The organism is Streptomyces sp. bgisy130, assembly GCF_057708345.1.
This window is the reverse complement of record NZ_JBYISA010000001.1, coordinates 47,287-60,252: the sequence shown is the minus strand read 5'-3', so window position 1 is coordinate 60,252 and position 12,966 is coordinate 47,287. Positions and strand designations below refer to the sequence as shown.

The window sequence follows — 12,966 nt, the reverse complement described above, 5'->3', positions numbered from 1 at the left end:
CCCGCCACACATGACCTTCCGCGGAAACAAGCCGACGTGGCTTGCTTCACGAGAACGGGTTCTCGCGAGCAGAAAGCCCTACAGCACCCAGAGCGCCGCGGTCGAGAAGGCCATGGCCGAACACGTCCGGGACGCCTTCAGCAAGCCCGGGAACACCTTCCCCAAAAAAGCGCGGGCAGGAATGCCCCCAGACACGACATCCCCCTGAACCGCCTGTACCACGACGCCAAGCCCAGGTCCGACAACCGCGCGGAGGCCATCAAGGCGTGCAAGGCACATTGGGGAACCGGATACAGCCGGGGAGGCAAGCTGGAGTGCGACGAGTACCCCTTCGCCGCCACCTATAAGTCGGCGTGTGGGCAAGGACGGCCAGGGTGCATGCCACCACTGACGCGGGGATCCCGCAAGCGCTCATCCTGGTGCGAACGTTCGGATGGCTTAGGCCACTTCGCGGGGCCCGATGCCAGGCCGGACCAGGTTGAACACTTCTCGGGCGGCGTAGCGTTTGAGACAGCGGATGACCTCGCGCCGGGTCTTGCCCTCCGCGATGCGCCGCTCATAGTAATTGCGGGTGCGCGCATCGAACCGGAGCCGTGACTGCACGATCCGATAGAGGGCAGCGTTGGCCTGCCGGTCGCCACCGCGGTTGAGCCGGTGGCGACGCTGACGACCGGAGGAGTGCTCCACTGGGCTGACCCCGCAAAGCGCCGCGAACGCCGCTTCGCTCCGCAGGCGTTCTGGGTTGTCCCCCATCGTGATCAGCAAGGTGGCGGCACTATCCGGGCCGATCCCCACCGGGACAAGCAGCTGTGGAAAGTGCCGCTGCACCAGCCCAGCCAGGCGCCGCTCCAGGTCACGAATCTGCCCGGCCAGTTGATCAATCCGCTGAGCCAACAGACACAGGGCGATCCGGGTGGCCTGCTCCACGGCATCCTTCTCCCCGTCGTCACCCTCACGAATTTCGAATTGCCCGCAAGTGCGGACCAAGGCCGGAGTCTTTAGACCGGCCAGTTGCTCGCGCAGATCCGGATCGGCGGTGACCAGGACCGCCTTGAGCTGATTGATTGCCTGTGTGCGGGCATTGACAGCGGAGTCTTTGGCAAGTTTGAAGAGACGGGCGCACTGCACCGGACCGTCCCCAGTCTTAGCCTGGGAGCGAGCGCGGCCACTGAGCACCGCCCGGGCCGCCTCCTGCGCATCCACCGGATCCGACTTACCTCGCCGTCGACGAACCGAGCGATCAGGCCGATTCACCTCGAAGACCTCGACCCGGCGAGCCCGCAAGTAGCGGGAGAGGGCAGCTCCGTAGCTTCCGGACCCTTCCACCCCGGCCCTGTGCACCGTACCCAGCCGGCTGGCCCACTCCCAGAGTCCGCGATAGCCCACCGCCGTGGCGGGAAAGGACGCGGTGCCCATAACCACGCCTAGCGTGGAGAGTGCAACGGCCACATGAACATCCCGGTGCGTATCCACGCCAAGGATGACCTCGCCCGCAGCAGGCTGACCGTGTTGAGAACTTCGGGCATTCGTCACGGCGCACCTCCTGCTCTAGAAGCCAGGCCCACGCCACCGGGCCCTCGAGCCGGTCAGGAGTGAGACAGTGCCCATTTCACAGCACGGCCATCCATGGGACACGCCTCAACAGCCCGGCAGCAGTACATCCCGCACTGGTGATCGACGAAAGGCCGACCGGACACACGGGTCCGATTTCTCACGAGCCAGAACCCAGCGCGCGGGGACATCAACCGGTATACCCATCCCTGTCCCCGAGCGGACCTTTACGGCCAGCTGAAGCCATGACCGTACATACCGTTCGCACGCTGGACTCCCTGCCCGTCCCCGCTATCCGATGGCGTGTTCCTCGGCGCAAACCTTGTGGGACGGTTTCGCGTCGTCGTCGAGAAGGCTGGTGGGTTTCCCGCAGTGCCAGCAAGGCTGCGGTTCGGGCAGGAAGCGGGCGGGGTCACTCCAATCGACTATCCGTTGTCTCGGCACCAGGTTCGACGGCGACGGCTGAGGACGCACTCGATCCTGCGAGGTGCGCTGCTTCGGGATGGCCGGGAGGGCGTCGGTCTCGATGGTGATGCCAAGCTCGACGCTGTCGATGCCACGGCGCTGCAGGGGCGCACTGGGAGTCCAGATCTGATCGCCGAATTGCAGGTGCTGTTGGCATCGTTGCCGGAGAAGTGCAGGTCGTGATCCGCCGGAGTTGGTTCGGGCTCGTCGGATGTGACCTCGTCTTGGTAGTCGGACCACGTGGCGTGGTCGTCGACGGGGACCCACATGAAGCTTCCGGTCCGGTGGTCTTTGCGGCTGGGCAGGAAGATGGGCACGACGCTGCCGGTGGCGGCGCCGATGATGGTGCGGCCGACGGTGACCCCGAGCCGATCACCTCGGTCGCCGGCGTAGCCGCTCACGATTCCGTCAGAGGCGCGTGGGGTCTCCCAGAACAGGTGGCGTTTGCCGCATCCGGTCTTCGACTTGCCAGTCGGGCACGGTCGCACGGCTGCTGCGGTGCAGAGCCAGTCGGCGAGGACGCGGAATCCTCCGATAAGGGGGAGGTCGGAAGCGACGTCGGTCGGCCTTCCGCGAGCGCCCGGGGGCAGCCGTTTCCTTCCGGGAATCTCAGCACCGCCCCGCCGTCACGGGACAACCTTTAGCCCGACCGGCGTACCCGCGCCAAGCGTGGAAGGCCGCTCGCGCCGAGCGCTCCGGCACGTGGTCATTGACCACCTCCAGGCCACCCCGACGAGTCATTCACCGCCACCCGAATCAACCGCATCATTGATAGGTCCTCAGGCACCATCGCCAACGCCCCAGCAGGCTCGTCAGTCTGAGAGTCGCCGAGCAGGTCAGCGACCGGCCATGCAGGTTCTGGCTCGCCGACTCGGCCATGAATAACACCCCAAAGCCGCCCACCGACACCGGCGGGGCCGCGCCTCTCACACCATGCGGAGCGCACCCGGCCCCCTCGCTCCACCCACACCGCGACGCCCACCCGGTCTTCGCTCCCCATGAGAAGCGGGTACCAGCACGATACCGTGGACCCACACCCACAAGGCCAGCAGGAGGCAAGACGCGTAGACCTTCGCCTACCAGGCCGCCCAGGTTCAGGTCGACTGGAACGCTTCCGTGATCGCGACGGTCGGCGAGCGCGGCCCAGCCGTGGTGACACGGCGTCGAAGCGTCCGCCCGTGAAATGCCGGTGAGACCCGACGGGGCAATGAGAGCTGTTCGGTGTCAGAGCTCCACGACGTGGACGAACCATTCGATGCCGGAGTCATCTCCTTCGAAGACATGCTCGAGCCGCACCCCGGCAGCTTCGTAGATCGGCAGCCACTCCTCCCTGCGCTCAGGCGGAACGCCTTGACCAATGAGCGCCTGAATGACTTCGTGTACCACCGTGTGCCGATATTACGGACGGGATGGCGTCGACTCGGCCGAGCTTTCCGTAGTAGTCCACGTTGAGCAGCAACCGCTCGGGGAACAGCGCGCTCAGGGTGCGCACAAAGGCCACGGCCCCGCTGTCGCCGCCACCGAAGAATTCATTGACTACCGACTTGCAGTGAATGACCTCCACCTGCTCTCGCAGGTCGGCCGGCAGCACCGCGGCGAGGTTACGGCCGTGGGCGTGAATGATCTTGATTCGGCCTCGAAGCCGACTCGGCTGATGCGGGCGCGCGCCGCATCGCACATTGACTCGACCACGTCCACACCCCAACCTTGGAAGGCGGCATCAGGTTCCGCCAGGGCTGTGAGCGTGCACCCCCAGCTCGAGCACGCCGAGTACCTCCGCTCCCGCGACGCGCACTCCATCGTGATCGTGAAGGGCAACCAGAAGAAGCTCCGCAAACAGCTCAAGTCCCTTCCCTGGAACCAGATCACGCTCCAGAACCGCACCCGCAACGCCAGCACGGGCGGTCCGAGATCAGACGGATGAAGGACCGCTTGCCCCAGGCCCTGAAGGCTTCGGCCGGAAGGTCCTAACTCGCCCATTCCGGCGCGCTCGCGCGGTAGTGATCCTTCCGGTGCCCTGGAATGCCCCCGGGCGCGGACGGGAGCGACATACCTGGACGGTTTGCCTGCGAGGAGATCCGGTCGGATCATGGGAAGTAGAGAACTCGGACTGCAGCCCATGTTGGGAGTTGCAATGCCCAGTTTCGATTCCGTCCAGGTGGCGGTTGTACCGGGACCGAATGACCTGGGAAACCTGGCCGGGGCAGCGCTACGGGAGCGCTTCGCCGAGCGGATCGACGAACTGGCTGCGACCGTGAACGAGGTGGCGGACGGTCTGCGCGCCCGGCTCGTGGCCGGCTCTGACGGCAATGAGACGAGCGGCTGGGGCCTCGACACGGTGGACATGGAATTCTCGGTCGAGCTGGAGGCCGCCTCGGGCGTCGTGCTGGCCAGAGCCGCGGTGACCGGAGGGTTCGCGGTGACCCTGTCGTTCCGGCGGAGTGAGCCGTCGCGGGGGTGAGCGCGGTTGTTCTCGATCGCGGTCGGTCGGCTCGTGCCCGACGATGCTCCCGCGGGGTGGGTCGGATCGGCCTTCGTGATCTCCGGCGAGTACGCCCTGACGGCGCGGCATGTACTGTGCCTCCCGGGTGGGAGCGGTGCTTCCGGCGGCGAGCCCGCAGCCACCGGTCGACTATTCTTCGCCGACGGCGCCACGACACGCTTCGAACTTGAGGACTGCGACGTCGATCTTGACGTGGCGCTTCTCCGGATTACCTTGCCTCCGGCGAATCTCAGGTCAATCCCGCTGGGCGCTCTTCGATTCCATACCGATGACTCTGTTCTGGCAGTCGGTTGGCCGCTGACAAGGCCCTTTTCAGGCGACCTGGACCATGTCCGCGCGGTCGTCGACTCGCCCGACGCAACGATCTTCGGAGGTGTGCCGACTCTCAAACTCCACTCGCCCGAGGCCGCGGCGGGCAAAGCATTGCAGGGGCTAAGCGGAGGACCCGTCCTGTTCCGAACGAGTGCCGATGTAGGAACGGGACCGGGTTTCGCGGTGGGAATCGTCCGTTGGAACCCGCCGCGCTCGGACGGGACCGCGCTCGGTGGGGCCTTCTACGCCACCCCGGTCGATGCGGTGACCAAGCGATGGCCGGATCTTCTTCGGTGCGTGCCGCCGCGACGCAACCTGCCGTCCGCCTCGAAGATCGAACAGTTCCTTGCCGACCAGCTGGGAACGGCCGTCGACCACCGGCCGTTCGGCGGCCGTGGCGCCGAATTGGGCCGGCTCGACGCGTGGTTTCGCTCAGCCGACGGCCCGCCGTGCATGCTGGTGACTGCACCATCGGGTGCCGGCAAGTCCACCCTGCTGGCACGCTGGTGGCAGCAGTTGGCGAACACGCCGTCGGACGAGGAGGCGTCGCTCTTCGTACCCATCAGCGCGCGATACGACATCGGCGGTGCGGATGCCGTCCTTCAGGCGGCCGTGGCGCGGCTGGCCCTCCTGCACGACGAAGACCCGATGGCAACTCAAGCGGCGAGTGTCGACGGACTACGCGAACGGCTTGCCGACTATCTTGCCCTGCCCGCGCCGCATCGGGGCCGGCTCGTGCTGGTCCTCGACGGCCTCGACGAGTCCCTCGGATGGGACGTCTCGAAGACCCTGCTCCGCCCCTCCTCCTTCGGCAGCGGTGTACACGTGGCGGTCTCAGCCCGGCTAACCGGGCAGCGCCCGGATGCCAAGGCATGGAGAGATGTCTTGGGCTGGTCGTCTGGGAACACCGAGAGCCTTCCGCTCCTGCCGCTGACCGAGGATGGTGTGGGCGCTGCCCTGCGAAGTCTCGATCCACCGTTGGACGAGACGACCCAGGACCAGGCCAGGCCGATCCTCCATCAGGTCACGCAGGGCGATGCGTTGGTCCTGGGCCTGTACCTCCAGGAGCTGCAGGACGCATCGGACCGGACTGCCTGGCTCGCCGACCTGCAGCATCTGCCCGCTCCATACGGTCTCGACGGCTATATGCAGCGCTGGTGGGCGGGCCAGGAGCTGCTCTGGGAAGGGCCGATCGCCTCCAGAGGGGCCCGAGTCGGACAGCTCTACAGCCTCCTGGCGTGTGCGCTCGGCCCGATCCGCAGACTTGATCTCCTGTGGATCGCCAAGAGATTCGGGCTGTCGGGTGGGGATGAACTCACCGCCGCCCTGAACGATCTGGGCCGATGGGTCATCACCGACAGCGCCAAGACGACGCCCGACACCACCTACGCCCTCTCCCATCCACGCCTGGCCGAGCACCGCCGCGGCGAGCTGGCGCGCGACGGGGAGCTAAAGACATACGACGAGGCGTACCTCTCCTGGGGCCGGACCACCCTGCAGGCCGTCCAGCAGGGCCCCGAGGCCGCTCGGGCGGCACACACCTACCCGGTGCGCTTCTACGGAGCACACCTGGAACGGGCCCACGCTTCCGCGGCAGAATTGTTCACCCTGGTCGGCGCGGACTGGGGCGCGGCCTGGGAGTTCGCCACCGAGGAGTTCCAGGGACACCTGGGCGACGTACGCCGGGCTATCCGGGCAGCCGAGGCGGAGAACGACGACGCGATCGCATCCGGCCAAATGGCCGCGCGCCTGCCGGAGCAGATCACCTGCCAGGTCGCGATGGTGGACGCCTCAGTCAACGCCGCCCTGATCACTCCGGGGCTGGTGGCGCAGCTGCGCCACCAGCGTCTGTGGACGGACCGGCAAGCACTCGCCTACGTACAGAGCCTCGCCTCGCCCTACGAACGCGGCCACGCACTGCGGCTGGTCGCGCCCGAGCTGAGCCGGGCCGCTAACGAACACGTAGCCGTCCTGTGCACGGCCGTGCAGGAAGAGGGCGAGCCGGAAGCCGTTGTCGACGCGATGGTCGGCTACGTCCTCCACCTGGCTAACACGGGTCAGGTGGAGGAGGCGCTCGCCGTCCTGCCGACACTCCCGTACGAGTTTCAGCAGGCTCACGTCGCTGCGGCACTGGAGCTCGCCCGGGTCCTGGAAAGCGATACACGGACCCTCCTGGTGCGCACCCTGTTCGCCATCGCGGCGAGCGAGCCCCCCGCGCGGGCCCTCGGGATCGTCCGGTCGATGACGGAGCAGATCGATCGCGAGACGGCCACCGCAGCCATCGGGCGGGACCCGGCCTCGGAAGCCCTCCAGCTCCTGGGAGCCCCATCACCCTTCACCCTCACATCAGCGGATGACGTCTTCGCCAATCAGGACCTGCTGAAGGTAGTGGCGCCCTGGATCCCGGACGCTGACTGGCCACAGATCAGCGAGGCCGTCGGGACAGCTGTGCAGGCCCGAAACACCGTGGAGGCACTGGACGATCGGATCAGCCGACTCCGGCGCGACAAGGAGCATGCCATTGACGAGCAGGACTTCGAGCTGGCTGCGCTGCTTTATGACCAGGAGAAGAGCCTGGTCCGGGATAGGCACGAACGGGAAGACCTGGCAGAACGGGCCGCGCAGGCGGCCGAACTGATGCCCTACCTTTCGGGAGACCCGGGGGAGGTCGCCGCGATGGTCATGGCTCACGGCGCGAAGCACCTCACTCCCTCGTCGCTCGGCAGACTCCTGGCCCGGCTCGACGACCGGACCCGCGGCGACACCCTGCGGGACCTCGGTGCACGGCTATCCGAGGAGCCGGAGCGGGCCGACCGGCGGGAGCTGCTCCGCGCGATCGCGGCTGCCGGGCAGGCGGAGTGGGTGCTGGACTTCATCGCCGGACACCCGACCCTGCCCGGTCTGCTCGACGACCTCGGCGTCATCACCGAGTCCCTGGACGCCCACCAGTCGAGAAGAATGCTGAGCCTGGTGAGGGCCGCTGGCGCCGAGATGGGAGTACTTCCCACCGCCGAAGGCGCTGCCCTCGCCGCGCTGGCCGCCGGCGGCACCGAAGAGGCGGTGGAGGCCCTCGACCTCGCACGCGCCGGCGACACGCCGGGGGACGCGGCGACCGCACTTGTGAAGACCCTGCTGACACCCCCCGTACCGATTCCGGAAATCGCCGATGCGATCGGCGTGGACTCGCTGCGGTGCGCTGCACTCACGGCGCTCCCGCCCTCACGCGCGATAACGGCAGAGGAGACACTGAGTGTCATTCGAACATTCCGCAGCCATCACTTCGCTGTTGAAACGCTACGGACGCTGCTTCCCCGGATTGCCTTCAGCGAGCTTGCGACGGCCGAGCTCCGGGCGATCTCCGAGGCGCTCGGCCTGCTCGGGGAACACCCAGAGCTCGACGACATCCTGCTGCGCCATTTGACCAGAATCGCCGCACGGGACGGCTTCGAGGGTGCGCGCACCGCGGCCCTGTCCCTCTATCCACTGCCACCGGACCTACCGGATGCGCTAGCGGCGGTGGGGGCCTCGCGTGCGGGCTGCCACGTCACCTGGTGTCCGGGCGCACGAAACAACCTCAGTGACGCCGTGCTTCATGAACTGGTATCGGAAGACGACCCCGAGCGAGTGTTGGAGGCCGACCACGTTCCGCGTGAGCTGTTGGAGGTCGACTCTCGCCTAGGCAGACTTTTCCTGCTCGCCGTCCCCGACGAGGTACGTCGCGCACACCTGGACAGCCTCCTGCCCGACGAGTTGATCAGGGGTGAGTCTTTTTTCCACAAGAGCGACCTATGGGCAGGTGCGTTGTCCCGGCTTCTGGTGGTCTTCGACGCCACGCACTTGGATCGGATGTTCCCCATCGTTCCACGCCTCTGGTTCCGGGACATACGACTGTCCCCCGCCGCACGCGGGCATCTCTTGGCGGCAGCGGCGGTGAGGTACGCCGAACTCGGTGACGAGGCTTCGGCGTTCGCCCTGTTGCCCGGGATTCCCTTCGCCGCCGAGCGGTCGCACGCGCTTGCTGGCATGGCTGAGTTCCTTCCGGCCGCGAGCCTCGTTCGGTGGGCCGAGTACGTCACGATCGGGATGGGCGGCTTCGGCTCCGGCGCCTTCGGACGGCGTGCGGTCGTCTGGGCAAGGGCGGCTGGCCGCTGGGAGGAGCTTGGCCTCTCGGACCGTTGGCTAATCGTCCGTACGTGGCTGCAGCAAGTGCAGCACAGCGGCCGCGAGGACCTAGCCGCCGACCTGTTGGGGCTGTCGCCGCTGCTGCTCGGTGTGGGCGGGCCGGAATCGGGCCGGGGAATTGTCGAGGAGTTCACCCACTCCCGGCATGTCGGCGAGGCAAAGCCAACTCGCGTTGCTCGGACAGCATCTGGCCATTGATGTCATGTGGCGATTCGCAACTTCTAGTACTCGGCGTGGACTTCGCGCAGAAACGATGTCGCACCCCGTCGCCCGAACCAGGCCGCTCGCCCTCGCCTACTATTGCTGTTTCTCGCGCTGACCGACGAGAAGGGGAACCTGGTCTGCAACTCGGCGGCACGGCCGGGCCGCTCCAGCGAGTCACCACCGCCCGGCACAACAAGATCACTGTCAAGCTGCGGGAGGCCGGCCTCAGGGCGCTGGAGGACCTCGGCTTCATCGAACTGGACGATGACCCCGACGACCCGCTGATCGTCACCGCAAAGCGACCCGGGGCCATCCCAGAGCGAACAAGCTGGTCAGCCGCGAACGCGCGGCCCGCGAGCACGGCTTCGCCGACCTGACGAACTGGCCAGCCGCACGACTTGCGATCACTCGGAGCGCAATACTGTTTCAAGGCGTGGATCTGATTCGGCGGCGCATCTCCGCGAACATGGAGATGGTCCGCAGTGCGTGCTTGCAAGTGGCGACGTCGCTCTGGCCGCTCCGCAAGGCGAAGGTAGGCCGATTCATAGCGTGGCCGTCGAGTTGGGGTTGAGCGGCTCTCCACACAAGAGACAGATAGACGCCGATTGATTCGAAGCGAAGCAACATAGCGCGGGATCGCCGGTTAGCCAAACCGGCGATCCCGTGGATCATTAAATAGTCCACCAGCACTACTTGACCACGCAACGAAGGGAATCGCCGAGACGCCCGTCAATGCAACTTGCTCCACGTCCTTCAGCACCCAACGTAGCCGCGCACCCCTATGGGATGAGTACCGTCCACGCTCCCGATCCCATGGGACGCCTATCTGCGTCCCCAAGTCGACCGCGCCGCAAACAGCAGAGCATCATTACTCCCAAGGGGACCCGGGAGACAGGTCGATCTTGCATTGGGTTGGCCGACGTCGGCCTCAGCGCGCAATGAGAGCCGCATCATTTTGGCAGCTTCAACCGTATCGACCACGCGTAAGCAGCACTATTCTTGCACCGGAGAATCGCAAAATGCACGAACAAACCAACGTGGTTCAGGGCGCCCGGTTTAGCCCCACGAGCATCCGCGCCACCTGGGACGGAACGGGGAGCGTGGAGGATGCTTCCAGGGCGTTGGGGTTCTCGCGTGCGAAGGGGTACGACCTGGCTCGTCGCGGGGAGTTCCCATGCCGTGTGCTGCGCATCGGCCGTAGCACACGTATCGTCACCGCCTCCCTGCTCCGGGTTCTCGAAAGCGGAGAGCCGGAGTACAACGGTGCCCGAGCCTGACACTGCGCCGCCATAACCGCCGTGCGTAGTGGCCCCGCCGGAGCATTCCGGCGGGGCCTCTCGTCTCACAGCCCCTATGACGGGGGGGGCATGGCTGTGTGGGCCTGACCAGGTGGAAGACCTCGCGGGCGGCGTAGCGTTTGAGGCATCGGACGATTTCGCGTATCGGGTTTTGCCCTCCTTGGTGCGACGTTCGTAGTAGTTCTGGGTGCGTGGGTCGAAGCGCAGGCGGGTCTGCACGATCCGGTGGAGGGCGGCAAACGATGCCTCGCTGCCCAGCCGCTCCGGGTTGTCCCCCATCGTGATCAACAGAGTCACGGCCGTATCCGGGCCGATACCCACCACAGCCAGCAGCTGCGGGATGTGGCGTTCCGCGAGCAGGGCCAAGCGGCGCCACGTCTCGGATCTGCTCAGTGAGCTGCTCGATCCGGTGGGCCAGCAGGCACAGGGTGGTGCGGGTGCTACGCGCCGGGCTTGCGGACGAACTCCAACTTCTGCGCCGCATTGCTCATGGACAGGATGCCGGAGTCGGCGAGGGCGTACCCACGGGCGCCGGTGGGAGCCATGCCGCAGGGATGCGCCGACCCGCGCCGGTAGAACGGCCTGGAGATGAGACCGGTGTCGTTCACGAACACCAGGACCTCTTTCCAAGCGCAGCGTTTCTGTAGGGAGTTGTCCCAGCCCTCGACGAAGATATCCCCGGTCCTCGCCTGCTTGATGGTGACCTGGGCCGTCGGGTGGTCCTCCTCGCCCTTGGGCACCCACTGCCCCACGTATTTCTCGGGCACGGGCGCCTTGCCGGCCCTGGCCTTGAAAAGGACGGCCTTGTACTGGCCGTTGTCGGTGGCAAAGTCGAGGTTGCCGTCCTTACGGGTCTTCAGGGTGTACGACGGCAGGAACTTGCACGTGCCGCCGCCGAAGGCGTTCTCGCTACGGGCGTCCCCCAGGGAAACCGAGCCCTTGGACACCTTCTTCGGTTCCTTGTTCACCACGCAGAGCGAGGTGCCGGTCAGGAAGAAGGACCTGGCGACCGTGCGGTGCTGCTCGTCCTTCTTGAACTCGACACGTATGCGCGTGTCGCTCAACGGCACGCCCTCCCACGCCCCGAGGAATCTCTTCGGCACGGCCACCGCCGCCGGGGTGGCCTCCGTGCTGCCGTTCACACCACCGTTCGTACCGCCGCTTCCACCGGGGTCCGCACCCTTGCCGTCCCAGGAGTTCGCCGCGATCGGCACACCGACGGAGAGAACCAGCACTCCGACGACAGCGCCGAGGAATCGGGCCCGCTTGAACCGTGACTGCGCGGGCGGGGCACTCGGCCGTGTGGGGCGGCCGCCGGGCGTCGGGGTGCCCACCGAAGCAACCACCGGCACGTCGGGCTGTACCTTCTCACGTGCATCCACCGGCACATGCGCATCCACCGGAATGTCCGGCTGCATGTCCGCCCGCATATCCATTGGAGCCTCCGCCGGCACGTCCGGCTGCGTATCCGCAGGCACACCCGACGTACGTCCCTGCGGATCCAGATCCAGCAACCACGCCGCATGCCTTCCCAGTTGCTCAAGCACCTCTCCAGGAAGCCACGGCCGCACCTGCCCGGCGGCGGTGCGGGCCGCAAGCTCCGTAGGCGTGGGCCGTTCCTCGGGCGCCTTCTCCAGGCACTGGCGTACGAGCCCGAGCACATCCTCCGGCACGCCCTCCAGGTCCGGCTCTCCCTCGGCCACCGCGAACAACTGCGCGTGCAGCCCGCCGGAGTGGCTGGCGAACGGAAGCCGCCCGGTCGCCGCGTACGCGAGGACGGAACCGAGGCTGAACACGTCGCCCTGCGGGCCGACTTCGAGCCCCCGCGCCTGCTCGGGCGACATGAAGCCGGGCGAGCCGATGACAACGCCGGTGCGGGTACGGAAGCCGTTGCCGGAAACGGCGTCCAGGGCGCGGGCGATGCCGAAGTCGATGACGCGGGGGCCGTCGACGGTGACCAGGACGTTGGACGGCTTCAGGTCCCGGTGCACGAGGCCGGCGTCGTGGATGGCCTCCAGGGCGAGCGCGAGCCGGTTCGCGAGGGTGCGCAGCGAGTGCTCGGGCAGCGGGCCGTAGTCGTCGGCGACGACGGTCTGGAGGTCGGGACCCGGTACGTAGCCGGTGGCGACCCAGGGTGTCGCGGCACTCGTGTCGAAGTCCAGGACCGGCGCCGTCCAGTCGCCGCCCACGCGCCGTGCGGCGTCGACCTCCCGCGCGAACCGCTGCTGGAAGTCGTCCTGCCTGGCGAACTCGGCCCGCACAACCTTCACGGCGACGGTCCGCCCCCCTTCGGACCGCGCGAGGTACACCCGGCCCATACCCCCTTCTCCGAGCACCCCGAGAAGTCGATAGGGCCCTATCGCACGCGGATCGTCCGGGCTCAGAAGGTTCATGCAAGGACGATACTCAGGGGAAGATGAACGGGGTGAGCATGACTCACCTGCTGTGCTT

Annotated in this window: 8 protein-coding genes; 5 read left to right on the top strand and 3 right to left on the bottom strand. The window is 67.0% G+C overall.

All coding sequences use genetic code 11. From position 1 onward, the window contains the following. Window positions 1-438 precede the first annotated feature (438 nt). On the bottom strand, window positions 439-1,533 hold the full coding sequence (locus tag AC3EUV_RS00245) for an IS110 family RNA-guided transposase (protein WP_432141002.1): 1,095 nt from the start codon (window positions 1,531-1,533) through the stop codon (window positions 439-441). Window positions 1,534-3,240: 1,707 nt separating this feature from the next. Beyond that, on the bottom strand, window positions 3,241-3,402 hold the full coding sequence (locus AC3EUV_RS00240; RefSeq protein ID WP_432141001.1) for a hypothetical protein: 162 nt from the start codon (window positions 3,400-3,402) through the stop codon (window positions 3,241-3,243). Between the two features lie 352 nt (window positions 3,403-3,754). Here AC3EUV_RS00240 and AC3EUV_RS00235 point away from each other — a divergent pair, with 352 nt between their 5' ends. The 5 genes from AC3EUV_RS00235 (at window position 3,755) to AC3EUV_RS00215 (ending at window position 10,494) form a co-directional block, all read left to right on the top strand. Continuing rightward, complete coding sequence (locus AC3EUV_RS00235) at window positions 3,755-3,940, top strand: hypothetical protein (RefSeq protein WP_432141000.1); 186 nt, start codon at window positions 3,755-3,757, stop codon at window positions 3,938-3,940. 210 nt (window positions 3,941-4,150) lie between these two features. Then, window positions 4,151-4,477, top strand: a complete 327-nt coding sequence (locus AC3EUV_RS00230) for a hypothetical protein (RefSeq protein ID WP_432140999.1) — start codon at window positions 4,151-4,153, stop codon at window positions 4,475-4,477. A gap of 6 nt (window positions 4,478-4,483) precedes the next feature. Beyond that, entirely contained in the window at window positions 4,484-9,211 is a 4,728-nt protein-coding gene (locus tag AC3EUV_RS00225) for a trypsin-like peptidase domain-containing protein (RefSeq protein ID WP_432140998.1), read from the top strand. Window positions 9,212-9,246: 35 nt separating this feature from the next. Beyond that, window positions 9,247-9,594: a hypothetical protein gene (locus AC3EUV_RS00220; protein ID WP_432140997.1), complete on the top strand. Its 348-nt coding sequence runs from the start codon at window positions 9,247-9,249 to the stop codon at window positions 9,592-9,594. A gap of 561 nt (window positions 9,595-10,155) precedes the next feature. Beyond that, window positions 10,156-10,494: a helix-turn-helix domain-containing protein gene (locus AC3EUV_RS00215; protein ID WP_432140996.1), complete on the top strand. Its 339-nt coding sequence runs from the start codon at window positions 10,156-10,158 to the stop codon at window positions 10,492-10,494. Window positions 10,495-10,955: 461 nt separating this feature from the next. Here the strand turns inward: AC3EUV_RS00215 and AC3EUV_RS00210 are convergent, their stop codons facing one another. Continuing rightward, window positions 10,956-12,908 carry a serine/threonine-protein kinase gene (locus AC3EUV_RS00210; RefSeq protein ID WP_432140995.1) on the bottom strand — a complete coding sequence of 651 codons (1,953 nt, stop codon included), beginning with the start codon at window positions 12,906-12,908 and terminating at the stop codon, window positions 10,956-10,958. Between the last annotated feature and the right edge of the window lie 58 nt (window positions 12,909-12,966).